Here is a 22,699-nt window from a genome sequence, read left to right as displayed (position 1 = left end):
TATGCTCCAGTCGTCGGATGGCTCTTGGCAATTATCCTTTCTTCCATTGCTTTAGTTATTTATATCAAAACGCGTTCCTGATCATGTCAATCACGACAAACGCTTTTTTAAAAACGGATTTCCGCAGGAATTTGCTTTGGTTAAACTTAGACGTGGCAATATTTGCTTTTTGTGCAGCACTTTAGCCCCTACCGCAGCCAAGCCATTGATTTCGCAGGTATATTTATCGATTTAAAAAGTGTACTAAATTAGGAGTTTACCTTTTATCAGCCATTTCATTCTGCTAAAATCAGGGGGAAAGAGGGGATAAAATGAGAATAATACATTGCAAAATTGGTAAGGTATATGAAAAATATTTACCAAATTGAACGAGGTTTAAGTAACCTTTCTGACGGAAGAGTTAAACCAACTTATAGCACAGACCAACTTATTCTGCCTGTGCTTTGCTTTTGCTGAGGATAAAAGGTTTTGGGATATTTAGGGGTGTGACGTCGATACAATTTTCTACCACCGGAACGTAGTGTTTGTTTATATTACATGTTTAGACAAAGAATTTATCATGCAATTAGAAATTTATCGGATATTAAGAAGCTGTTAACATAATACTTTTATTTGATAACTTTTTGAATTATTTTTTCGGCAAAATCCCCCACGCACACCCGCGCCCCCGCTAACCTCAAGAAGAATTAGCCGCCTCCGATAAAGCCTAGTTGACGGTCGCGAGTGGCGACTGCCGCTGGGAGTGATAATACAAAGAAACCCTAACAGCTAATGCTCCGGGATATCCTTACCTATCCAAAGGCGCTAACCGAACCGGAAAGCTGAAAGGATGGGTTGCATGTTGGGGCTGGTTAAAAATCCAGATAGAATGAGCAAAGTTTTAAATCGGAGTGAGAAAGCATGTTTAACTACAAGATTGGTATAGACTGTATCGATTGGCAACAGCTCTTTCAAATATATGATGAGGTTGGATTAGTTGCTGGCTACGGTAAAAAGAAGGATCATGACAAGATTTGTAAGGCATTTGAACAAAGCTATAAGGTAGTAACAGCTTGGAGAAATGAGAAACTAATTGGAGCGGCCAGGATGTTGTCGGATGGAGTTTGTTATGGAATGATCTTTGATGTAGGTGTCTTGCCGGAATATCAGAAATTAGGAATCGGTAAAGGTCTAATTGCTGGATTGCTAAAAGAAAACGAGCACCTATGCATTCATTTGACATCGACTTTTGGGAACGAGGAGTTCTATAGAAAGTTAGGGTTTAAGCATCATAAAACTGCATTTGCTAAGTATCCATATGACTCAGATTATTTGGCTTGATCTTCGGTTGCACAGTTAATACCCAACTCCTCGAACTCCACAAAGCCAAGTTATCCCTAACTGTCATTGCTTCAGGATGTCCTTACCTAACCAAAGGCGCTCACTGAACTGGGAAGGTGGAGGCTGAGAGATGCGTCACATAGAGTGTTGGGAGTGTGGGATTGCCGGAAGCAGGCCGTCACCCGGTTAGAAAAGAGAAATGAGAACATTATAAGAACGGTGAGAAAAAATGCTAAACATTCGAAATGCAAAAACCGGTGAATCTGAAATCTTGACAAATATTGCCGTGAGATCTGAAGCATATTGGGGATATGATTCCAGCTACATGGAAAAGTTTCAGTCAATTTATAAAGTGACTGAAGAGTTAATGGATTTAGCATTGTTACAAGTCCACAAGCCAAGGAATTCTATATAAAAATGGGCGCGATTTATTGCGGAGAAGTTGAATCTTTACTTAAAAGAGGACGACTAATTCCACGGTTTATTTATTCAGTAAAGTAACGTGAAGGTAAATAATCCTGCCACTTGCTAATCTTAAGGAGAAATAGCCGCCATTATCAAAGCTATCTGCTGGTCAAGCGAGTCAATAAACTAAGTTCCATACATTGGAGGTATTTCTATGTATCTTAAAATAGATGATTTATCCGGGCCACAAGTTGCTGAATTAGTGAGAGAGCATCTACAGAGTATGGCCATTCAGTCTCCGCCGGGGAGTATGCATGCACTTGGTCTTGAATCCCTAAGAAAACCTGAAATTACTTTTTGGAGCGCCTGGGAGGGTGATGAATTAGTTGGGTGCGGGGCTCTAAAAGAACTGGATAGAAAACACGGAGAGATCAAATCAATGCGAACTTCCTCATCGCATCGCAGAAAGGGTATTGCTAAGGGCGTTCTTCAAAATATTATTGAAGAGGCCAAGGTGCGCGGATATCAGAGATTGAGTTTGGAAACGGGTTCAATAAATGCTTTCGAACCGGCTAGAAGATTATATATAAGTTTTGGGTTCCAATATTGTGAGCCGTTTTCGGAATACGTAGAGGACCCAAATAGTGTTTTTATGACGAAGGAATTATGACTCCTTTTACCATTCAACCGTCGCATTGATCCCTACTAACTCCAGGCCCACCAGCGCCCCCAGCTAAATTTCGGGAATTTGATAAACTTACTTATTAAGTCAGGCCTCCACTGCTAGGGGAAACCTAAAAATCCCCCCACCTGCGAGAGCTGGGTTAAAAACCAAATGATCTAAACGGCTTTGCGAATCCAGGGCGTATTGCTCTGGATTTTTACAATTTGTCGAGGTACGGTGGTATAATTAGGAAAGGATAGCGGTTAGAACTGGTCCGGACGCCAATTCCGTCAATTAGCGTACAACTCAAAGCGGCAATATTCTGGGCAAGATGCCCGGCAGTTATTTACTCAAGCCACTTGCACCACCCAGCTATCCCTCAACCCCAAATCCCCACCAATGTGATAAAACCCAGCTACCAGTCAAGCAACCAGACTCCTTCAATCCCGAAGGAGGGGATGCGCTTAGCTAGTGGATACGGGAGATAGGTGGATGGAGTCTATAAAAGGAGACGTCTTCTGAAGGATGAGATTGAAAGTCGGAAAAGGAAGAGGGGTGTAAATGAAAATAAAGATTATATCCATACTTATCATTCTTGTGGTTTCGGTATTATCATTTTTCGGGACATTTTACTTAGGCATAAATGGTGTGTTAGGCGTTAAAATATTTGGTTTAACGATTGGGACGTTGCTACCTATAGTTATTGAAATAATTTTAAGTATTATCATTGTTTATGATTTTATAAGTATCAGGCTTAAAAGAATGCGATATGGGGAATTAAAGTATGTCTTGAAAAGGACTAATAAAAAAGTTCAGGTCATTGGGTTTTTCATCCTGGTAGCAATTTTAATATTCGAAGCGATTTTAAGAACTGTTGATATCTCATTTCTATATATGCTGGGCATGTTACCACTAATGTTCGGTTATCACAATATGGAAAAAGAGGGGTTAGGCGATAAATGCATCTACCAATGGGGAATACCTACAAAGTGGAGTAATGTTTCTTCATATAATTTTAAAGAAGAACTATTGACATTTAATGTAACTAAAAAATATTTGTGGATGACTCAAGACATAAAGATACCATTCAAAGTTGAGAAGGAACAACAGACTGAAATTCTCGACTATGTAAAAAGCAGGGTGGGAATATAAAAAACTATTGATTAACTAAGAAAAGTTTAATTTGCCAACAAAATGTATCTAAACTCAATCCCCCCCACGTCATCCTGCCCCCCGCTACCCTCAACCCCAAATTCCTATAAACCCCAGCCACCAGTCAACCACCGAACTCTTTCAATCCCGCAGGATGGATGTCCTTACCTAGCGGATAACCGAACCGAAAGCTGGAGGGATGCGTTGCATCGAGTCTTGCATAAGGGGGTACTGTTGTCGTTTTATCCGAGAGTGTTGATGGCAAAATTAACGGAGCGTCTTCGGACGCTCTTTTTACATTCATATTGCAGGAAACAGATGGCAATTGTGGAATTAAGATTAAGATACCTGATTTAACCACCACGCCTGGCTGATAAGAATGAAGGGTGAACGTCAGCTAGAAAAGAGGGATTTAGTTGATGAAGAGAATTTTAGTATCTATTGTACTTTTACTTCTGTTAAGTCAAATTTTAATCGGTTGTGGTCAAAAAGCTGAACAACAAGTCCCAACAAACATACTTAAAGCGGTACAAAGCATGACATCACAAAATAATAGTCATACCCAAATAGCACAGCCCATTGTCGGAAGTACTACGAATATAGCAATCCCTGATCTTAAGAATATAAAAAATACAAAGTATCCAAATGTAGTTGCAGAGGTAGGGGATACCAAAATAACCGGTTTGCAGCTTACGCGGGAAGTTTTAATTAAGCAGAATGACTTTGTTAACAATATTAAAAAGCCCCAGGATGAATTCTTCTACGAAAAAATAGCATTGGGTCTTCTAGTAAAAAATGCGTTAATTGATAATGAGGTAATGCGCCAAGGATTGCAGGTAACTCCAGACGAAGCTAGCTCATATTTGGAACAACAGAAAAAATCTATGGATTCGCTACCAGATAGCGACCCTGCCAAAAAAGCGTATACAAAAACAATAAATGACAATGGCTTTAGTACTTCCACGGATTACATCAATTCTCCCGAAACGATAAAATTTACGCAAATTCTTTTAGGAAGAGTGAAACTTAGAAACTTAGTTTTACACTCGATTCCAGCCGGGCAGAATGAAGCTTATAAGACATGGCAAGATTATACAGATAAGCTGATAAATCAAGTCAATTACAAAATATTTATCCCTGTTGATATAAAGGGTTACCAACAATTAGAGGAGCAGACTGCCAAAGGAAAATAGAGCAAGTTATATCACCCCCACACCAGCCCACCCTCGCCAAGTTCAAGAAGCCGTCATTTGATTTAAAGGTTAGCCAGGAGTCTGGTGCCAAGTCAATTCCCCCGCTTTCCAAAAGAAGGCCCCTTTTGAAACTTGGTGAGCTGGTGAGGTGATAGTATTCTGGTTGAATTAGAGGTATAAGTCGACAGAATTCATGAAAGAGGTTAAAGAGATGGGAGCAACAAAATATTATGACGTTAAAATTTCGGTTCTCAAAAAACTCGATGTTGGCGATATCCATGAAAAGTACGCTTCAGAAGGAGTTCCAACAAAGTGTTCAAAATATAAAAAAGGACAAGAGTTCATAACAAAAAATTGTAATAAACCTGAAGGATTTTGTAGTTGGGCTTGGGCAGGGATTCAAGACAAGGTTGTTTATTTAGCATTAGGGCATGATTATCCTTGGGTTAGGCAGAAAGGAACCGAAATATTCTGTTGTGCCGATGGACTTCATCCAGTACTTTATAAATTGGAGAGAATAGAAGGAACCGAGTCATAACTTTCCTGATGCCACTGTAAGTCACTCGCACCACTTCCGCCCGTATCCCGCTACCCTCAAGCCCAAATACCCGCCTCCCCATAAAGCCCAGCTCGCTCGTCAACTATCGGACTCCTTCAATCCCGCAGGATGGGATGTGCTTACTTGGTGGATACCTGGGGGAGGTGTGGGGATGGGTTTACATGGAGTGACGGGGGTTACCGCATGTTAAATAGAAAAAAGATATGTAGGTGGTCATTGTAATGGAAGGAAATAATCGTGTAAATATCAAGCGAGGTACGCACGTTTTAATAGTTCAAAAACAAGATCAAAGAACGGAAAAATTAACTGAAGGTGTTGTAAAAGATATTCTAACCAATTCGCCTACTCATCCTCATGGAATAAAGGTTCGACTTGAGAGTGGAATAGTGGGTCGAGTAAAGCGGATTATTCCTTAAACGTAAAAATAACTAGAATTTGATAAATTTCATCATCAAGGATATTGAAATATAAGAGGCATTTTATGTTAGAAAAAACAATTTCAGAAGCAAGGTTAGATGATAACTATATTAAGAATGTAAGTTTTGTAAATGAGGTTCTTAAGGATGCTGATATCTCAAAGATTGAATTTGAGTCGGTACAGTTTGACAAGTGTCAATTTATTAATTGCAATTTTTCACGTGCTAGCTTTTATGACGTAGCCTTTATGAATTCCGATTTCTCAAACTGTATCTTTGAAGATAGCTATTGGAAGAAATCAAAGATATTAGAAAGTAAAGGCGATGGAAGTAACTTTAGTCAAGGTCATTTCAAAGAGGTAGTGTTATCTAATTGTTCATTCCGTTACGCAAATTATACAATATCAGTATGGGTAAGCTGTGCGATAAGTGATTGTAACTTTAAAGAAGCATTTATATCAGAGGTAAAGTTCAAAAAGATTAAGCTAAAAGCAGTCGATTTTCAAAGTGCGGATTTCTTTAGAACTTCTCTCAAAGGAATTGACCTAACAGATTGTATTATTGAGGGGATTACATTATCCGATACATTTAGTGAACTTAAGGGTGCCAAGATAAACGCCATGCAAGCTGTTGATATAGTACAAATTTTGGGAGTAACAATTATTTAGACCCTACTTCAAGTAGTTGATTATTCCTAAGATTTTTGGGAAATATGCTCCAGTTCTAATTGAAATAAAGCATATCTACCTGTCAAAGCCACCGAACTCCTTTAATCCCGCAGATGGATGTATTTACCTATCGGATAACCGAACCGGAAAGCTGGAGGGATGCGTTAGAAGACATTTCAGCCATGCCCAGAGTATTCTAGAACGGATGTGATTCAATGAGTAGGTTTATGTTTATTGCAGCTGACGTTGAATTGCCAGAAATAGATTTATCTGGCGTCCTAAGGCTGACGGTTAAGGACTTAAAGAGCATGAGTCCTAGACCAAAATCATTTTGGGATCTAGATAAACTTTCTGATGATAGTAAAGCATTAGTAATTCCGAAAGACGCCGATACTACAGGGTTACAAATATCGAAATGTTCAAATCCTCCTCATGAAACAGGAGAATATATTAAAAAGAAATACATTTATTGGCTAGGTGGAAGATTTAACTCTAAGTGGAAAAAACAGTTTCAAGAATATTTACAGGATAACTTTGGAGAAGGTACTTACTTTGAGCTTTGGTCACTATGGTTCGGAAACGACAAAATGGATGAGATATTACAAGAGGAATGTAACTTTGTAGATATCGCTAATTTTGATTTTGATAAATTGTTGAATACAGATTGTTGTATAACTGTAATTATGTAGACACCCCAGCGCCCCCAGTTTCCCTCACCCCCAAATACCCATAAACCCCAGCTCACCCGTCAAAGCCACCGAACTCCTTCAATCCCGCAGGATGGATGTCCTTACCTATCACATATTCGAACCGGAAAGGTGGAGGGATAGGTTTATGGATTGTTATGGTGGAGAGGAGTTTTTTAAAGGCAGACGAGATTCGAAGATCGGATTGGGGAAAAGGTTAAACATAGAAGCTAAGTTAATTGACTGAGTAGCAAGGTGAAATATATGGAAAAGAAAAGAGTATTTGTCCTTGGCGATAGCATCTCGATACACTACAGCCCATTTTTGGAAAAAATGATAAGCAGTAAGTTTAAGTATCAACAAAAGGACCAGGTTATTGATGCTCTCAAGGATTTGGATAAGCCGAATGGGGCTAATGCGGGTGACAGTAATATGGTCCTGGAGTATTTAAGAGATGAAGAGAAAAAAGGTGTATATTACGACATATTGCTCGTGAATTGTGGTTTACATGATATAAGGGTAGATCGTAATGCTAACCAAATTCAAACTGAGAAAGAGCGCTATGAGGAGAATTTAAAACAAATTTGTGAAGTTACCTTGAAAATGTCACAAAGAATGTTTTGGATCACGACTACCCCAGTTATTGATATAATCCATAATCGTAGATCTGAAGGATTTCTAAGGTATGGCAAAGATGTTGAACTCTATAACCATTTGGCAGAAAAAATAATGGACAATTTGCAAATACCAATTATTGATTTATTTTTATTCACTAGCAGTCTAGGAAACAATATCTATTATGATCATGTACACTTTACTGAAGAAGTCAGGGCATTACAAGCAGCTTTTATTTCTGGATATTTATTTAGTATTGGATAAAAAAGTGGATTAATTCCAGTCCACCCAACACTCCCGCTACCTCTCAACCCCAAATCATCATAAACCCCTGTCAACCCACCGCACTCCTTCAATCCCGCAGGATGGATGTCTTTACCTAACGGATACGGAAATTGGGTGGAGGGATGGGAGTTGGGAGAGCACAAAAATATGCCTCGTTCAAAGATAGGTACATAAAAATAAGAAGGGATTGCCAATGAACATATCTTTAACTAAAGCTGAGTTGAAAGATGCAGAAACTATTCATGTGATGCAAACAAATTCGTTTATGCCTTTACTTGAAAAATATCAAGACTTTGAAACCAGTCCTGCCAATGAGCCAATTGAGAAAATAGTGACCCGACTTAATCAGTCTTTTACAGATTATTATGTTATAAAAAATGACGGGGTTACTGTTGGCGCTATTAGAATAATAAAAATGGGAGACCAACGCTACCGTGTCAGTCCTATTTTTATCTTACCTGAATACCAAGGAAAAGGGTTTGCTCAGAAAGTCTTTGAAATAATTGAAAGGGTATACTGTGATGCAAGAGCGTGGGAACTAGATACACTATTGCAGGAAAAAGGAAATTGCCATCTGTATGAGAAATTGGGATATAAACGAACTGGTAAAATGGAGACTATTAATAGGAAAATGACGTTAGTATTCTATGAAAAGTATCTAACCCCTTCGCAAGAAATTTGATTTCTATTTGTTTTCCCGCTACCCCTCAACCCAAATCTCCATAAACCCCCAACCGCCGGTCAACCAAAGAACTCCTTCAATTCCGCAGAATGGGATGTGGTTGCCTGGTGGATGGGGGATAGTGAGGGGTTACATTGGTTGGGACTAAAATATATTAGCTTACAGATATAGTTTGAAACTACAAAATTATACAAGCGTATGGAGGAAAACTTAATGATGCGAAAAGGTGGTCCTTCTTGGGCCGTTACAATAACACATGATGTGGCTATGAATTTCGCGTTATATGTTGGTTGTTGTTTCGGGTTTATTTCTAAGAGTATGTATTCGGGCAGGGTACTACTTTGGCATATAAACAGTTGGGTGATTATTCTGATTGTAATCTTTCTAGACAGTGGGAAAGTTGGTGGACACAGTTAATACATGAAAGAAGCTCTAATCTTAGTAATGGTGTTCTGAATCCAATAAATAGTTTGTTCAATCCCCCAGAATTCTCAGATTTAGGTGACAGGCAGTTAACAAATTGTTGTAAAGAGGCATGGCCTCTGTTTTCTTCGTGGTGGGAGATGCCAGCAGGTGGTGGATCAGCAATGGCATATTGGGAATCTGTCCCTAATGTGATCAATATAGTTCATAAATTTGAACAAAAAGAAGGTAAAAATGTAAAGGACTTTAGGTTGCATATTGATCTCGTGTACACCGGCATATCAGAAAGAATAGAACTTAGGCAGGATTATGTAATAATGGCATTGGATATCAAGCAATTAAGAGAAGAGTCTTGGTGGATGCAAAAACTCAGGCAAATTGGATAATTAATTAAGTCCATACGATCCCTTTTTGACCGTATTCTTTGACATGTTCAATTGCCTTGAGATAGCCTTGATTTTCATACCACTTTTGTATAACCGTTTTACTGCGATCCAGTCTTGCACATCTTTCATTCCCTCCAGTGGTCGTCCTTTCTCTAATTTACTTCAGAGAAAAGGATAACTATTTAGTTGGAGGGGGGCAATATTCAGTGAAAATAGGGGGTCAGTTTTCAGTATAAATCAATAGCATCTGAGTCTTACTTAATTTGACATGTTTTAATAGTTATGAATGAGTAAAAGTAGACATTGGTATGGAGGGGAAACACTATGGATGAGAAACGAATTTTCACAATTGGGCTGAAACTGGTTGGCGTTATGAATATCATAAGTGGCTTAGTCAACTTTGTTAGCTTTATTCCTGTTATAATAAATGCTTTAGGTGGTCCCATGCCAAGCCGAATAGTCGAAATGCCAAATCAAATTGTTATAGTACATGTTGAAAAGAGAGGGGAAGTGGACTCCTTTTAAGCGAGTATATGTTAACGGATCTGCATATGGACACCAGAAAAGTTCACCCCCCGAATCAATATCGCGGTTTCAAAACCGCAAATCGACAAGTATGATACCTTGATGAACAGGGGGGCTGCGGTATGAGTAATTCGCGAACCGAGATTAACCCTGTTAAAGAGACCATAATGCTTTATGCAAAGCAGTTAAGAACCCCTGCCTTTATGGGCTATGAAAATGTTATACGACAACTCTCTCCAGGCGAGGGATATGACAAATTTCTCTGCGAAACCATGAAACTTGAAGTCATACAACGGCAAGCAGTTGGACAAAATCGCCGAATTAAGAAGGCTTGATTTCCTGTCATGAAGACTCTGGATGAGTTTCAATTTGGACGACTCGAACATGTTTCTGAATCCTTCATCTGGGAGCTCGCTTCATGTGATTACATAAAAAAGCGGCAAAACATCGTTATGATTGGTAATCCTGGCTCGGGGAAAACCCACCTATCCATAGGACTTGGTTTAAAAGCTTGTTATGCAGGCTTTAACGTTAAGTTCTATACGGCAGTCAATTTGGCCAGTACCTTAGCTGAAGCTATACAGTTTCACCGCTTATCCAAGCTAGAGAAAAGTCTTGCTAAAGTTGATTTGCTTGTGATCGACGAGCTTAGTTACCTTACGTTTAACCGACATCAATCAGAGATGCTGTTTCAAGTTATCTCTGAGGGCTCCGAGAGGGCCAGTGTCATCATAACTACAAATCTTGAGTTTTCCAGTTGGACCGATCTTTTTGAAAATGAAATTATGGTAGCTGCTTTAATCGATCGAGTAACCTTCCGGTCATATTTTGAACATGAATGTAAAGGATTCTTACCGGCTTGAGCAGACATTAAGTGAAACGCACTAGAGGCTGGCGGGCGCGGAGCCAGTAAAATCTCCATTCGGGCTACGCCCTCATTCCGATTTTACTGGCACAAACTTAACGGATAAATGGCTCAATATTTTTCCAGCGTTTTTCATAATACGGTTCACTTTTTTTCTAGCGTTAGTGGCTCAAATTTTTTCTGGCGAATGGCTCACTTTTTTCTTGACGTTCGCACAGTGGTGCTACCCTTGCAGAATCTAAACAAATGGAAGGCGCTGTGCGAGATTTTTATCGTTAAAAGGTTTGAGGAATCGTTAATAAAATATAAACTCAAACATCCTACTTCCGGGCAGAGACAGCAACGAGGACAGTCCTGGGTTTTACGGCTTAGGATTTTTGTTGGCTCTGTTGTAAAAAAATATAATAATAATGTAAACGGCATAATGGCAAAACTGTTCTTTAAAATATAATTATTACCCAACATTTAGGATCCGATGTCAACTCCATTTCTGCAAATGGAGTTTATTCGAACTGCTTGTTTTTTTCTAAGCATGTGTATGGTTTCAAAACCGGTATGCTATTATTGTAGGCTTGACAAAGCGACACTTGTGTTGCATAATTATAAAAGCGACATGCGTGTCGCTAATGTGTAGGAAAGGTGAATTGCAATGTCAACCAAAGGAACTAATACTAAGCAAAATATCATCGACGCATCAATGCAATTATTTTCTAAAAAAGGCTATCTTGCTATTACGATGAAAGACATTTGTGACTGCTGCGGTTTGAGCAGAGGGGGGCTATATCGTCATTTCTCTTCCACGAAAGAGATCTTTATAGCCATGCTTGACAGAGATATAGATGATGATAGAAATGCTGTGAAGCGAGCGATCAGTCAAAGAGTACCCGCCAAAGTAATCTTTGAGCATTATTTAGCTCATGAGAGAAACGCCATTTTCAGTGACAATAAAGGGTTGTTTTTCGCTACACACGAATTTGCTTTTGTCGAATCTGAACAACGTGCTTATTTTGATAAACGAGTAGAGTTATCAGTTGAATTACTGAGTATTCTATTCAGATATGGTCAAGAAACAGGAGAATTCAAGAATTTTGATGTTTCTGTTGTAGCAATGCATATTATTTATTTTTTTGATGGCTTGAAGACATCTTCATCTGTTCTCACAATAACTGAAGAAATAGTAGATCAGCAGTTAAATATCATAAAGGAGATGGTTATATGAAAATTTTTTAACGGCAGTCCCCGAGGCAAAAACAGCAATACAAATGTAATGGTGGAAGCTTTCTTGGCAGGTGCACGGGATGCAGGTGCGGAAACCGAAAATATCTTTTTGATTGATAAAAAAATCAATCATTGCACTGGGTGCTTTTCCTGCTGGTTCCAAACACCAGGAAAATGTGTCCACCAGGATGATATGAATGAACTGCTGGAAATGTATAAGTGTTCAGACATTGTATGTTTTGCTACCCCGGTTTACCTTTGGAATATGACAGCATGCCTCAAAAACTTCTTAGATAGATTAATTCCAATAAAAAGCCCGAATGTTGTGGAAAGTGACGGCAATTTTGATATGAAAAATAGCCTGTCAAAATTTCCGGATGTTGTGATTATTTCTAATTCAGGTTTTCCGGGAGAAAACAATTTTCATACTATGCACGAAGTGATGAAATCCGCAAATCCGATACTGGAAATATACCGAAATAACGGTATGCTTCTTCGAATGAATAGGGATGACATACAGTCAAAAGTGCAAGAATATCTCTCCTATGTTAAGCAAGCCGGATTTCAAATTGCATCAAAAACTAAATTATCAGATGAAGTAATATCCGGGCTAAATTCAGAGCTATTAACTGTTGAGGAATATATCAAAGTAATTTCGGGTGGCAAGTAATGAGCTTGAGCAATTGGTACACTTAACTGACATCTTAAGGCGACACTGATTAACATTTGCGTAAAAAAAAGGCATGACACAAAAACAGGTGCCGATATGATAAACATCAGCGGCAAAGCGATCTCTAAATGGGAACGATCTTAGGTTGTCCTCTTCCTACAAATATAAAGAGGTATTTCTCATGGGAAATTATAAATTTGTGATGAGGTAATAGCATGGAACAAAAGCTTAATATTAAACGATTCCTTGATGATTCAGGTAGAATAACGCAATTACCACAAAAACAGAAGGTGAGATATGCATTGCTGGAGTATTTGGCTGAAAAATTTGAGATTGACTGTAGTTATACGGAACGAGATGTGAATGATATCTGCAACAAGTGGCATACTTTTGAGGACTACTTTCTACTGAGACGAGAACTCGTTGATAACGGTCTTCTATGCCGTGAGCGAGACGATTCCATCTACTGGAAAGTGCCAATCAACACAAAGGAAAGGAAAGTTAACGATGAATACTGAATTTCATCCAATTGATCTTAACACTTGGGATAGAAAACAATACTTTTATTATTTCACAAAGATGCTTCCCACAAGGTATAGCCTCAGCGTGGAAGTAGATATTACAAGCACTTATAATATGGTAAAAAGAGCTAATAAAAAGTTCTTTCCTGCTTACCTGTATTTAGTTTCAAGGCTAATAGCAGAACAACAAGAATTTCGAATTGCAGAAAAAGATGGTCAATTGGGATATTATGAGGTTTTGCATCCGACCTATGCTTGCTTTCATGAAGACGATAATACCATATCTAGCATGTGGACTGAATACAACTCGGATTTTGAAACTTTTTATCGGAATTACATCGAAGACCAAAAGCAATATGCTGGCAATCATGAGATTATAGCAAAACCAGATGTAATGCCCGATAATAATTGCATGATAGGTATGTTGCCATGGATACAGTTTACAAATTACACGCCTATTTCCTATGGTAACGAAAGTAATTTTTCCCCTGTATTACAAGCAGGGAAATTCTTTGATAAAGCCAATAAAAAAATGATGCCATTATCCATCACGGTACATCACGCTGTAGCAGATGGATATCATGTTGGTTTGTTCCTCAAGAAATTCCAAGAAAATATGAATTATCCAGAAGAGTGGATTTAAGTGGGAAGTAGAATAATTATTGCCTAAAGGTATAAAGCTGGATTTCAAAACGATCCCCCTGTTTTTTGGGGGTCTTACCTTTACGCATAATGATAATTCCGCATATCAGTATTACTTTACTGGGAAAACAAACGTTGAGACCGTAGTTTCTGCTCAGAGTTTTGCGATTAACCGGGTCTGGGGAATTGAATAATATTTTGCACCCCCAAAAGCACAAAAGCCCCCCTTGAGCATCAAGCGAAGGTGGATCGTTAAATTGTATCAAAGAATATGTCTTTTAGCCTCATTATCTCAAATAAGTACTCAATAATTGATACAATTAATGAACATAGAAAGTCCAGCAATGCTGGGCCTTTCGGCTATTTAGGGCAGAGAAAACATCGTTTAAGGCGGTGCTTTCTTTGTTTTTTGCATCCGAATCGTTAAAAGATGCACCCCCCTGAAGGGTGAAACCTACCTTTCGTTAAAAGGTGTAAGGTAGAGGATCAAGTGAGTAAATTAGGAAGAGATATAATTATAGCCAAATTAGAGGATATCCTCTGATTATGGGCATGAAAGAAATAGGAATAGTAAGTAAAAATAAGAAGGCTAATATCAGAAGATGAGTTGGCAAAATAATTTTTGTTAAGCTGAACCATAATGAGTTATTATTTAATCCCGAAAAATAATGCGCAAAGTTGCTCCAAAATTATCTCTGGCGCATATCCACGTACATCTCTTTGAAATGAATAGGAATCTCTTTTTAAAGCCATCAACAACATATCCGCCCTAAAAACACTGTTGAAATTGGTCTGTTCAGTTGTATTCATCTCGTCAAATAGTTCCACTAAAAGTTGGTGCAATTCGTTGAATAGTGGACTCTGCATTCCTGACCTGAGTGAATTAGTTGACGATAAATCCTCTACTCCTGTAAGCAATTGTGCCTTTCTTTCTCGAAAACGGATAAATAAACTAAGAATTCCTTTTAAGCGTCGACTTGGAGGATTAGAGTAGTTATGTTCCAGGTAGTTTTCTATATCATCAAAAAGTTGATCAACGTTTTCTTTAATTAAATCAAGACATAATTCACCTTTGTTTCTGTAACGCCGATAAAGAGTTCCAGACCCGACCTGCGCTTCGATGGCAATTTGATTCATACTTACTTTTTCAACACCATTTTGCTCAAAGAGCTTAATGGCTGCATTCAGAATGCGCTGACGATTCTCAGCAGCATCACGGCGCTCTGTGCGAATTTGGGGTGCTTTTGAATTATTCATTATATCATCACATCCATAAAACTTATTGACAAGCGGAGAGATCTCCATTATATTATATGGAGAACTCCCCACTTATATTAACATAAAGAAAAGGAGTTGTAAAACATCTTGCAAAATCATTCTCCGGTCTCGACAAATTGATACCTTAGTCCTAAGTGGAATTTCAACAAGCGGTGTCATTCTGTGAACTTTGCGCGAAGCGGCGGATAAAGATTATGGCCTAATCGTACTTTCCGACGCCTGTCTGGACGCAGATCCGGAAGTTCACTGGGTGTTAATGGAGAAGGTCTTCCCCCGTCAAGCGGATGTTTTGACAGTAGATGAGTGGATGGCTATTTTGACTGCTGCAAGGCTGAAGATTGGCTAATCACTCCACCAAACCAGTTTGCCGTATACTAAACGTTAAATGCCGTTGCATACGGTAAATATATTGAGAACTATAAAAAGGGGTGTCGAAAATTGAAAATCAAATGGTTAGGCCAATCATGTTTTCTGATAACTTCGGGAAATGGCACAAAAATACTCACTGACCCGTTCAAAAATATGTTGGGTTATAAGTTACCTGAAATTGAAGCGAATATTGTATCTACCAGTCACAATCACAGCGATCATAATAATATTAATGCAGTCAAAGACAGCTTCACCCATGTTAACGAACTGGGTACTTTTGCGGTGAATGATATTGCTATAAAAGGGGTAGCAACATTTCATGATAAAGCTTTGGGGACCAAGAGGGGGAAAAACACGGTATATATCTTTAGTATTGATGGAATCAATGTCTGCCACTGCGGCGATCTGGGACATGTGCTAACAGATACTCAGATTAACGAAATAGGAACTGTAGACATACTCCTGCTTCCCGTTGGTGGACGCGCCACCATTGATGCATTGGGTGCTGTTCAAGTCATGAAGCAACTGAATCCAGCAATTGTGATCCCGATGCATTACAGGACAAAAGCGTTTGGGCTGCTTGGCTTTATATTTGAAAAGGTCGATAAATTCATTGCTGCTTCTGGGTTAAAGGCTAAAAAGTGTAAGGAACTGGACATTGATAAGGCCAATATAAAAGAATACAAAGAAGATAAAGAGATTGTTATCCTTCAATATGATTGAGATCAGACAGCTTTGAACAAGGAGAGTTATATTCATGCCAATTTGGAAAAGAAATTTATTCGTTTGCTGGTTTGGAATTTTTGTAGCAGCTATCGGGATGAGTCAGATTGCCCCTGTATTACCGCTTTATATTCAGCATTTGGGTGTTAATAGTACATCTTCCATTGCCCAACTTTCAGGCGTTACTTTTGGTGTTACCTATTTAATTTCAGCCGTTTTCTCACCAATTTGGGGTCATTTTGCCGACAAAGTTGGGCGAAAGCCAATGATTTTGCGGGCAAGCCTTGGTATGGCATTAGTTATTGGTTGTATGGGATTTGCGCCGAATGTATATGTACTGATCGGGTTAAGATTATTGGAGGGTGTTATCACAGGTTTTAGCACTGCTTGTACTGCTTTGATTGCAACTCAAACGGACAAAGAACACGCAGGATATGCTTTAGGCACACTTTCAACAGGAAGTATTGCTGGTTCTTTGCTAGGTCCTGTTATTGGCGGTTTTATCGAAGAAAACCTTGGGTTTCAACCAGTATTTTTTATAACAGGGGCCTTGTTGCTGATTGCATTTATTATGACCGCTTTATTTGTTAAAGAATCTTTTGTCCGTCAGGATAAAAAGGCCAATAGTATCAAGAAGATATGGGAGGATATTCCTGAAAAGAGTTTGACGATTATTCTGCTTGTAACCTTTTTTATTTTAGCTCTAGGGTTATATTCTATAGAACCCATTGTAACTGTTTACGTCACTCAATTAACCAAAGGTACTGCTGCTACTCATGTTGCACTGTTGGCCGGATTAGCGTTCTCAGCTTCAGGGCTGGCAAACATCATTTCAGCACCGAGACTGGGCAGACTTTCTGATAAAATAGGTGCGCATAAAGTTATTTTAATTGCACTCATTGTTGCCGGAATCATTTATATACCACAAGCCTTTGTAAAGAATCCATGGCAATTGATAGGGCTGCGCTTTTTATTGGGATTAGCGATAGCTGGGTTGAACCCTTCTGTTAATACCCTTGTTAAGAAGATTACACCAGATTCGCTTGTAGGTAGAGTTTTTGGCTTTACCATGTCCGCTGGATATCTGGGCATATTTGGTGGCTCTGTATTAGGCGGGCAAGTGGCAGCCCATTTAGGAATTCAATATGTCTTTTTTGTAACCAGCGCACTGTTGATGATAAATGCAATATGGGTGTATTTTAAAGTGTATAAAAAGCTTTGTCTGAAGGAAAAAGTCAGATCGTAATTCTACACAACATTCTTTATTGCTTATATTTCACCCTATCCATTACCAATGAACATTTAATGTTTTGAACAATTTGGTTAATTAAGTCGCTATACCGTTAATCGACTTTGCAACTATTATTTTGTACGATTTTAGCTTCTTACTCGTCGAGGATCAGTTCGCCTTCTTGATCCTGATCATCTCAATTTTATGATTGCGGCATTCTTTCAGCTACCTTCATTCCTTTCGAGACAGGAATGTCTGGCGAATCTCATCCCGGTATCTGGTAGCTAGAGTATTCTATAATCGTTATTGAAATCCTTTTTGTAGATTGTACCAAGAAGTTGCCGCACCCCCATTAAGCAAATGCACCCCTTGGATTATTAATCGAAAGATGAATCGTTAAATTGTATCAAAGTATGTGTTTTTTAGCCTAATCATCTCAAATAAGTACTCAATAATTGATACAATTATTAAACATAGAAAGTCCAGCAATGCTGGGCTTTTCAGCATTTTAGGGCAGTGCTTTCTCTGTTTTTGAACCCAAATCGTTAAATGATGCACTATACTTTTTAACGATTCCTACCTTTCGTTAAAAAGTATAGTCATCGTTAAACGGTTTATGGAATCGTTATAAAGTGTAAATCAAAGTGGAAATTGTTGTAGAAGTAAAAAATATATCTAAATTCGGAGGATATTTTGCTGATTTTAGGTATGAATAAAAAGGGATGGCGAATATAGATAGGCAGGCTAAAACCTCAAGCTGAGTAGGCAAAATAGAAAAAATGGGTAAGCACATATACCGATTTATCAAGCACCTAATCTTCTATTTTTGTGTTAAATGATTACTTTGACGCTATGTAGAGTCGAATCTTCATTACTTGGTCGGAAGCCTCATTGCTCCGCGACTGCAAGATGGAGGTCCAAGGGCAATGGCACTCTCGTGCCCGTGCTAGCGAACTCTTCCAAGCAGCATCTAGGACAGGTGAATACCAACGACAGCACGAATAAGCTAAGGGTGGGTTGGAAAGAGAAATTTTGTTTATATTGTATTTACATTCGTCGTGTATACTTACAAAAAGAGGGTGAAAGATTTGAATAAGGTTTTAGTTATAGATGATGACGGTTATATCCGAGAACTTATTTGCACTGTATTAAAAAATGAAGGATTTTCTGTGACTGAAGCTGTAAACGGAAGGGATGCCTTACAAAAACTTGGAGAAGAAAAAATAGACCTTTGTGTACTTGACATCATGATGCCTCAAATGGATGGCTACGAATTTTGCAAACAGGTTCGTAGATATTATGAGGATATGCCTGTATTAATGCTGACCGCCAAAAGTGAACTTTCCCAAAAAGTCAGGGGTTTTGAAATTGGTGCGGACGATTATTTAACAAAACCCTTTGAAGTTGATGAACTGATTGTTCGAATAAAAGCACTTCTGAGGCGTTATAAAGTAGCTGCTTCACAAACTATTAATATTGGTGATTTAGTCATGGATAAAAGTAGTTATGCTATCATTATCAATCATGAAAAATGTGATATACCCATGAAAGAATTTGAGCTTTTATTTCTGCTTGGAAGTTATCCTGGTAAAACCCTTTCTCGCGATAAGTTAATTGAAGATATTTGGGGTCTTGATTTTGATGGAAACGAGCGAACACTTGACGTTCATATCAACCGTCTTAGAGAGAGATTTCCGTCTGACGTTTACAAATTCAGAATTACTACAATTCGGGGGCTTGGTTACAGATTGGAGGCAGCGAAGTGAGAGGAGCCTGGTCTTTTGCTTCAGTGTTGCTGATTTTTCTTCTAGCATTATTTAGCCTTACTTGTGGATATTATAGTTTTACGTTTATTTTCAGGCAATCAGAAATTATCCCATCATATCTAACCTTTATTGCTCAAAGTTTCGTTTCCATAGTGATATTTTTTCTAGGTTTTAAAATTTATTTAAATTTGCAATGGCACTTTACTCATAAAACTAGAAAATTTGACCTTTCCCGTTCTGAAATATTAAGCGGAGCTGTTGAGGCCATGAATAAGATAGCTTCCGGTGATTTTAATGTGTTTGTTACAACAAGCGAACTCGACCCTTTTAATGAAGTAGCTGACAATATTAACAGAATGGCAAGAGAACTTGGTTCCCTGGAAAAACTTCGTCAGGATTTTATATCAGATGTATCGCATGAAATACAGTCACCGTTAACTTCTATATCGGGGTTTGCCTCACTGCTGAAAAAAGGAAATTTAAACCAGAGCCAAATATCACACTACGCCACTATAATAGAAGCGGAGAGCAAACGATTATCTAAACTCAGCGAAAATTTATTAAGATTGTCTAATTTGGAATCGGAAAATCACTATTTAGATTTAAAGCAATATCCAATCGATAAGCAAATTGAAAATATTTTGCTTATGTTAGAACCTCAGTGGTCGGCGAAAAATATCACTCTTGACGTTTCACTTGAAAGAACGATAATATGCGGTGATGAGGATTTATTAAGTCAGGTATTGATAAATCTGCTTCATAATGCTATTAAATTTACACCGGAAAACGGCAGTATAGGCGTTAAATTATCAAGCAATAAAAACATAACTGAATGTAAAATCTCCGATACAGGTATAGGTATTTCTCAGCAAGATCAACCGCGAATCTTTGAGCGGTTTTACAAAGCAGATAAATCTCGTGACCGTTCTTTGGGCGGCAACGGACTTGGGCTTTCAATCGTAAAAAAGATTATTGATTTACATGGAGGAAAAATATCCCTTATGAGTGAAATTGGAAAAGGTACGGAATTTACTATTTTGCTGCCCAAATAGAACTAATAGATCAATTACCACAGTCTGAATTTATTGACTGTGGTTTTTATTTTCTGTTTACATTGCGTTTAAACTCCATTTAAGTTCGGTTTAAATTGCAGTCCTATACTATGCTTGTAGACACCAAACAGGTTCAAACAGGGGTTAGAAATATTACGTTTGAAAAGAGGTTATTAGCATGAATAAAGAAAAAATCACATTCATTACCAACGTAAAAATCTTTGATGGCGAGCGAGTAATCGACAAGCAATCTGTCACAATCAACGATGAAAAGATTATTAATGTTGGAGGTCCTGCTCCCGAGGGTGCTGAGATTATCGATGCAAAAGGCTGTACGCTGCTTCCGGGATTAATCGACGCTCACTCCCATCCCAATCTTAAAGATTTGAGGTCGGCAATAACATTTGGTGTTACCATGACATACCAAATGCAGGGGTTTTATACGGATGATCAGAAAAAAGAAATCGACGAAAAAAGAGATTTGGCATATGCCTTGAAATCAAATCTTTCAATTTCAGCCCCCGATGGTCATCCAATGGAACTTTTAACCCCTGAAGTTAAAGAAAAGATGAAAGCTCTGTCAGCTGCAGCTGGACCGGGAGCGACTATGGATAGACACGCTACTACGCCTGAAGAGGCAGTCAGATGTGTAGCTAAGCGTGTAGCGCAAGGCGCTGACTATATTAAAGTTATGATCGAAGACGGAACGGTTTTTGGTCATCCTGGCATCCCCGACCTCAGCGATGAAGTCATTGAGGCTGCCTGTAAGGCTGCACACAGTCAGGGCAAAATGGCTGTAGCACACACGATGTCTTTAAAAGCTACCGAACGTGCGATTAAAGCTGGAATCGACGGGCTAATGCATCTCTTTGTTGACAAGCCTAGTAAAGAAATCATTGATACCATTATAAGTTCAGGGGTGTTTGTATGCCCAACGATCGTTGCCGGTGCTTCTACAATAGGAGACAGCGACACAGAACGATTTGGCAATGATATACGTGTAAGTTCTAAATTGACCGACGAATGGAAAATAGCACTTAATAAGCATATAGCCTCCTGGCCTCAGGGCAAGACGGAAGATCTGCTGGCAACTGTAAAGGCCCTCCATGACGCTGGAGTCGATATTTTAGCTGGCAGTGATCCTACACAGCCGAATGTTGGTGGAATGGTACATGGTGCCAGCCTGCATCATGAACTGCAAATGATGGTCAAAGCTGGATTGACTCCGATTGAGGCTTTGAGAACAGCAACTTCCATCCCCGCACGCCGCTTCGGAGTGTATAACCGCGGCCGCATAGTGAATGGTGCTCTCGCAGATCTGTTACTGGTACAAGGCGATCCGACGACGAATATCTCAGACACGTTATCAATTAAGGCAGTTTGGCGCCAGGGTACAAGACTAACTACAATATAAGGAGGAAATTCATATGTCTTTTATAGATGTACATCATCATTTAATTGGAAAACAGCACCTTGCCGGAATGCCGGACTGGAGCTTAGAACTTGACAAGGAGTCAATGGACCGCATGGGGCTTACAAACGCACTGTTATCTTTACCAGTAGCAGGGGCCCCCGAGCAAACCCGTGGAATAAATGATATGATAGCCGGTCTTGCGGCAAAAGATCCAAAGCGCTACGGAATGTTGGCGTGTTTGCCGAGTGCTTATGTAGATGCTGCATTGAGGGAGATCGAATATGCCTGCGATACATTGAAGGCGGACGGATTCTGTATGCCAAGCAATGCGAGCGGAATCTATATCGGTGATGACCGCATGGATGAGATCCTTGCGGAGCTCAATAGGAGGTCGGCCACTGTACTGCTTCATCCCACCAAGGCTGGCGGAGAGATCCCATCACTGCTTGTCACTGATTTATCCACCTATGAGTATCCGTTTGAAACATCACGTGCCATGATAGACCTCATTTACAGGGGCAAGATTCAGAAGTATCCTAATATAAAATGGATTGTCTCTCATGCGGGAGGAGTTTTACCGTATATTGCTTATCGCGTAAGTACGGTTGCACAGGAAAACAAAGCAATGCCATTGACTTCCGACGAAGTAATGTCTTCTTTGAAAACACTCTACTATGATGTAGCGCTTTCAACCGCGCCATACGTATTTGCGACACTAAAAGAACTGTTTGGTACTTCGCATATTGTTTTCGGTACGGATGCTCCCTTAAGATATGAGGGGCCAGTAACAGAAAGCATACAACAGCTCAAAAGTTACCGAGGATTCGACGAAGGTGAAAAGAGCAAGATAATGTCTGAAAATGCAAAAGAACTTTTTCCTCGATTGCGTTAAAGCAGTAGTTTTAAGATTTAAGAACGAATCGGGAATGTTAATTCTTTAATAAGCTCATGAGCTAAGCCAAAATGATGTT

Annotated in this window: 27 protein-coding genes and 1 pseudogene; 26 read left to right on the top strand and 2 right to left on the bottom strand. The window is 39.0% G+C overall.

Annotation, left to right across the window (positions count from 1 at the left end; translation table 11 throughout):
• Positions 1-900 precede the first annotated feature (900 nt).
• From DESACI_RS12315 to DESACI_RS24265, 12 genes are all read left to right on the top strand, one after another.
• Positions 901-1,320 (top strand): GNAT family N-acetyltransferase, encoded by a 420-nt coding sequence (locus DESACI_RS12315; protein WP_014827523.1) that lies wholly within the window; start codon positions 901-903, stop codon positions 1,318-1,320.
• Positions 1,321-1,549: 229 nt separating this feature from the next.
• Positions 1,550-1,735: a hypothetical protein gene (locus DESACI_RS12310; protein WP_014827522.1), complete on the top strand. Its 186-nt coding sequence runs from the start codon at positions 1,550-1,552 to the stop codon at positions 1,733-1,735.
• Positions 1,736-1,939: 204 nt separating this feature from the next.
• Positions 1,940-2,395 (top strand): GNAT family N-acetyltransferase, encoded by a 456-nt coding sequence (locus DESACI_RS12305; RefSeq protein WP_014827521.1) that lies wholly within the window; start codon positions 1,940-1,942, stop codon positions 2,393-2,395.
• Between the two features lie 555 nt (positions 2,396-2,950).
• Positions 2,951-3,541, top strand: coding sequence for a hypothetical protein (locus DESACI_RS12300; protein WP_014827520.1), 591 nt, complete (start codon positions 2,951-2,953; stop codon positions 3,539-3,541).
• Positions 3,542-3,960: 419 nt separating this feature from the next.
• Entirely contained in the window at positions 3,961-4,734 is a 774-nt protein-coding gene (locus DESACI_RS12295) for a SurA N-terminal domain-containing protein (RefSeq protein ID WP_014827519.1), read from the top strand.
• A gap of 211 nt (positions 4,735-4,945) precedes the next feature.
• Positions 4,946-5,272 carry a TIGR04076 family protein gene (locus DESACI_RS12290; RefSeq protein WP_014827518.1) on the top strand — a complete coding sequence of 109 codons (327 nt, stop codon included), beginning with the start codon at positions 4,946-4,948 and terminating at the stop codon, positions 5,270-5,272.
• Positions 5,273-5,514: 242 nt separating this feature from the next.
• Positions 5,515-5,709 carry a YwbE family protein gene (locus tag DESACI_RS12285; RefSeq protein ID WP_014827517.1) on the top strand — a complete coding sequence of 65 codons (195 nt, stop codon included), beginning with the start codon at positions 5,515-5,517 and terminating at the stop codon, positions 5,707-5,709.
• Positions 5,710-5,774: 65 nt separating this feature from the next.
• Complete coding sequence (locus DESACI_RS12280) at positions 5,775-6,377, top strand: pentapeptide repeat-containing protein (protein ID WP_014827516.1); 603 nt, start codon at positions 5,775-5,777, stop codon at positions 6,375-6,377.
• A gap of 215 nt (positions 6,378-6,592) precedes the next feature.
• The gene (locus tag DESACI_RS12275) at positions 6,593-7,066 is read left to right on the top strand and encodes a hypothetical protein (protein WP_014827515.1); all 474 of its coding nucleotides are present in this window, start codon (positions 6,593-6,595) and stop codon (positions 7,064-7,066) included.
• Between the two features lie 261 nt (positions 7,067-7,327).
• Complete coding sequence (locus tag DESACI_RS12270) at positions 7,328-7,942, top strand: SGNH/GDSL hydrolase family protein (protein WP_014827513.1); 615 nt, start codon at positions 7,328-7,330, stop codon at positions 7,940-7,942.
• 214 nt (positions 7,943-8,156) lie between these two features.
• On the top strand, positions 8,157-8,645 hold the full coding sequence (locus DESACI_RS12265; protein WP_014827512.1) for a GNAT family N-acetyltransferase: 489 nt from the start codon (positions 8,157-8,159) through the stop codon (positions 8,643-8,645).
• 341 nt (positions 8,646-8,986) lie between these two features.
• A complete protein-coding gene (locus DESACI_RS24265) occupies positions 8,987-9,454 on the top strand; it encodes a hypothetical protein (protein ID WP_148271299.1) in 468 nt (155 codons plus the stop codon).
• On the opposite strand, the gene DESACI_RS23680 is transcribed toward DESACI_RS24265, so the two are convergent.
• On the bottom strand, positions 9,455-9,592 hold the full coding sequence (locus DESACI_RS23680; RefSeq protein WP_282434174.1) for a helix-turn-helix domain-containing protein: 138 nt from the start codon (positions 9,590-9,592) through the stop codon (positions 9,455-9,457). It abuts the gene before it with no gap.
• 186 nt (positions 9,593-9,778) lie between these two features.
• Here DESACI_RS23680 and DESACI_RS12250 point away from each other — a divergent pair, with 186 nt between their 5' ends.
• From DESACI_RS12250 to DESACI_RS12220, 7 genes and pseudogenes are all read left to right on the top strand, one after another.
• A complete protein-coding gene (locus tag DESACI_RS12250) occupies positions 9,779-9,979 on the top strand; it encodes a hypothetical protein (protein WP_014827509.1) in 201 nt (66 codons plus the stop codon).
• Between the two features lie 122 nt (positions 9,980-10,101).
• Entirely contained in the window at positions 10,102-10,314 is a 213-nt protein-coding gene (locus tag DESACI_RS24915) for a hypothetical protein (RefSeq protein WP_202947852.1), read from the top strand.
• Between the two features lie 9 nt (positions 10,315-10,323).
• Complete coding sequence (locus tag DESACI_RS12245; RefSeq protein ID WP_202947851.1) at positions 10,324-10,842, top strand: ATP-binding protein; 519 nt, start codon at positions 10,324-10,326, stop codon at positions 10,840-10,842.
• Between the two features lie 651 nt (positions 10,843-11,493).
• A complete protein-coding gene (locus DESACI_RS12235) occupies positions 11,494-12,063 on the top strand; it encodes a TetR/AcrR family transcriptional regulator (protein WP_014827508.1) in 570 nt (189 codons plus the stop codon).
• 18 nt (positions 12,064-12,081) lie between these two features.
• Positions 12,082-12,732: pseudogene (locus DESACI_RS12230) on the top strand (flavodoxin family protein); the annotation flags it as partial.
• A 215-nt stretch (positions 12,733-12,947) separates the two neighbouring features.
• Positions 12,948-13,250: a DUF2087 domain-containing protein gene (locus DESACI_RS12225; protein WP_014827506.1), complete on the top strand. Its 303-nt coding sequence runs from the start codon at positions 12,948-12,950 to the stop codon at positions 13,248-13,250.
• Complete coding sequence (locus tag DESACI_RS12220; RefSeq protein ID WP_014827505.1) at positions 13,240-13,896, top strand: chloramphenicol acetyltransferase; 657 nt, start codon at positions 13,240-13,242, stop codon at positions 13,894-13,896. The genes DESACI_RS12225 and DESACI_RS12220 overlap by 11 nt, the downstream gene beginning before the upstream one ends.
• A 647-nt stretch (positions 13,897-14,543) precedes the next feature.
• Here DESACI_RS12220 and DESACI_RS12215 read toward each other — a convergent pair.
• Positions 14,544-15,152: a TetR/AcrR family transcriptional regulator gene (locus DESACI_RS12215; protein ID WP_014827504.1), complete on the bottom strand. Its 609-nt coding sequence runs from the start codon at positions 15,150-15,152 to the stop codon at positions 14,544-14,546.
• Positions 15,153-15,342: 190 nt separating this feature from the next.
• On the opposite strand from DESACI_RS12215, the gene DESACI_RS12210 reads away from it, so the two are divergent.
• The 7 genes from DESACI_RS12210 (at position 15,343) to DESACI_RS12180 (ending at position 22,620) form a co-directional block, all read left to right on the top strand.
• Positions 15,343-15,519, top strand: a complete 177-nt coding sequence (locus tag DESACI_RS12210; RefSeq protein WP_242833046.1) for a cysteine hydrolase family protein — start codon at positions 15,343-15,345, stop codon at positions 15,517-15,519.
• A gap of 92 nt (positions 15,520-15,611) precedes the next feature.
• On the top strand, positions 15,612-16,265 hold the full coding sequence (locus DESACI_RS12205; protein WP_014827503.1) for an MBL fold metallo-hydrolase: 654 nt from the start codon (positions 15,612-15,614) through the stop codon (positions 16,263-16,265).
• A gap of 34 nt (positions 16,266-16,299) precedes the next feature.
• Positions 16,300-17,511: a multidrug efflux MFS transporter gene (locus DESACI_RS12200; RefSeq protein WP_014827502.1), complete on the top strand. Its 1,212-nt coding sequence runs from the start codon at positions 16,300-16,302 to the stop codon at positions 17,509-17,511.
• Between the two features lie 1,073 nt (positions 17,512-18,584).
• Positions 18,585-19,262, top strand: coding sequence for a response regulator transcription factor (locus DESACI_RS12195; protein ID WP_014827501.1), 678 nt, complete (start codon positions 18,585-18,587; stop codon positions 19,260-19,262).
• Positions 19,259-20,314 carry a sensor histidine kinase gene (locus DESACI_RS12190; protein WP_014827500.1) on the top strand — a complete coding sequence of 352 codons (1,056 nt, stop codon included), beginning with the start codon at positions 19,259-19,261 and terminating at the stop codon, positions 20,312-20,314. Before DESACI_RS12195 ends, DESACI_RS12190 begins: the two co-directional genes overlap by 4 nt.
• Before the next feature lie 178 nt (positions 20,315-20,492).
• Positions 20,493-21,728, top strand: coding sequence for an amidohydrolase family protein (locus DESACI_RS12185; protein WP_014827499.1), 1,236 nt, complete (start codon positions 20,493-20,495; stop codon positions 21,726-21,728).
• Between the two features lie 13 nt (positions 21,729-21,741).
• Positions 21,742-22,620 carry an amidohydrolase family protein gene (locus DESACI_RS12180; protein WP_014827498.1) on the top strand — a complete coding sequence of 293 codons (879 nt, stop codon included), beginning with the start codon at positions 21,742-21,744 and terminating at the stop codon, positions 22,618-22,620.
• The last annotated feature ends 79 nt before the right edge of the window (positions 22,621-22,699 follow it).

Source organism: Desulfosporosinus acidiphilus SJ4 (assembly GCF_000255115.2).
In the GTDB taxonomy this organism is placed as follows: domain Bacteria; phylum Bacillota; class Desulfitobacteriia; order Desulfitobacteriales; family Desulfitobacteriaceae; genus Desulfosporosinus; species Desulfosporosinus acidiphilus.
This window is presented reverse-complemented; position numbering and strand designations above follow the sequence as displayed.

Excerpts from the sequence above, each read along its gene's own strand:
- DESACI_RS12315 (WP_014827523.1), top strand. The coding sequence starts at position 901 with ATGTTTAACTACAAGATTGGTATAGACTGTATCGATTGGCAACAGCTC.
- DESACI_RS12310 (WP_014827522.1), top strand. The coding sequence starts at position 1,550 with ATGCTAAACATTCGAAATGCAAAAACCGGTGAATCTGAAATCTTGACA.
- DESACI_RS12305 (WP_014827521.1), top strand. The coding sequence starts at position 1,940 with ATGTATCTTAAAATAGATGATTTATCCGGGCCACAAGTTGCTGAATTA.
- DESACI_RS12300 (WP_014827520.1), top strand. The coding sequence starts at position 2,951 with ATGAAAATAAAGATTATATCCATACTTATCATTCTTGTGGTTTCGGTA.
- DESACI_RS12295 (WP_014827519.1), top strand. The coding sequence starts at position 3,961 with ATGAAGAGAATTTTAGTATCTATTGTACTTTTACTTCTGTTAAGTCAA.
- DESACI_RS12290 (WP_014827518.1), top strand. The coding sequence starts at position 4,946 with ATGGGAGCAACAAAATATTATGACGTTAAAATTTCGGTTCTCAAAAAA.
- DESACI_RS12285 (WP_014827517.1), top strand. The coding sequence starts at position 5,515 with ATGGAAGGAAATAATCGTGTAAATATCAAGCGAGGTACGCACGTTTTA.
- DESACI_RS12280 (WP_014827516.1), top strand. The coding sequence starts at position 5,775 with ATGTTAGAAAAAACAATTTCAGAAGCAAGGTTAGATGATAACTATATT.
- DESACI_RS12275 (WP_014827515.1), top strand. The coding sequence starts at position 6,593 with ATGAGTAGGTTTATGTTTATTGCAGCTGACGTTGAATTGCCAGAAATA.
- DESACI_RS12270 (WP_014827513.1), top strand. The coding sequence starts at position 7,328 with ATGGAAAAGAAAAGAGTATTTGTCCTTGGCGATAGCATCTCGATACAC.
- DESACI_RS12265 (WP_014827512.1), top strand. The coding sequence starts at position 8,157 with ATGAACATATCTTTAACTAAAGCTGAGTTGAAAGATGCAGAAACTATT.
- DESACI_RS12250 (WP_014827509.1), top strand. The coding sequence starts at position 9,779 with ATGGATGAGAAACGAATTTTCACAATTGGGCTGAAACTGGTTGGCGTT.
- DESACI_RS24915 (WP_202947852.1), top strand. The coding sequence starts at position 10,102 with ATGAGTAATTCGCGAACCGAGATTAACCCTGTTAAAGAGACCATAATG.
- DESACI_RS12245 (WP_202947851.1), top strand. The coding sequence starts at position 10,324 with ATGAAGACTCTGGATGAGTTTCAATTTGGACGACTCGAACATGTTTCT.
- DESACI_RS12235 (WP_014827508.1), top strand. The coding sequence starts at position 11,494 with ATGTCAACCAAAGGAACTAATACTAAGCAAAATATCATCGACGCATCA.
- DESACI_RS12225 (WP_014827506.1), top strand. The coding sequence starts at position 12,948 with ATGGAACAAAAGCTTAATATTAAACGATTCCTTGATGATTCAGGTAGA.
- DESACI_RS12220 (WP_014827505.1), top strand. The coding sequence starts at position 13,240 with ATGAATACTGAATTTCATCCAATTGATCTTAACACTTGGGATAGAAAA.
- DESACI_RS12215 (WP_014827504.1), bottom strand. The coding sequence starts at position 15,152 with ATGAATAATTCAAAAGCACCCCAAATTCGCACAGAGCGCCGTGATGCT.
- DESACI_RS12200 (WP_014827502.1), top strand. The coding sequence starts at position 16,300 with ATGCCAATTTGGAAAAGAAATTTATTCGTTTGCTGGTTTGGAATTTTT.
- DESACI_RS12185 (WP_014827499.1), top strand. The coding sequence starts at position 20,493 with ATGAATAAAGAAAAAATCACATTCATTACCAACGTAAAAATCTTTGAT.
- DESACI_RS12180 (WP_014827498.1), top strand. The coding sequence starts at position 21,742 with ATGTCTTTTATAGATGTACATCATCATTTAATTGGAAAACAGCACCTT.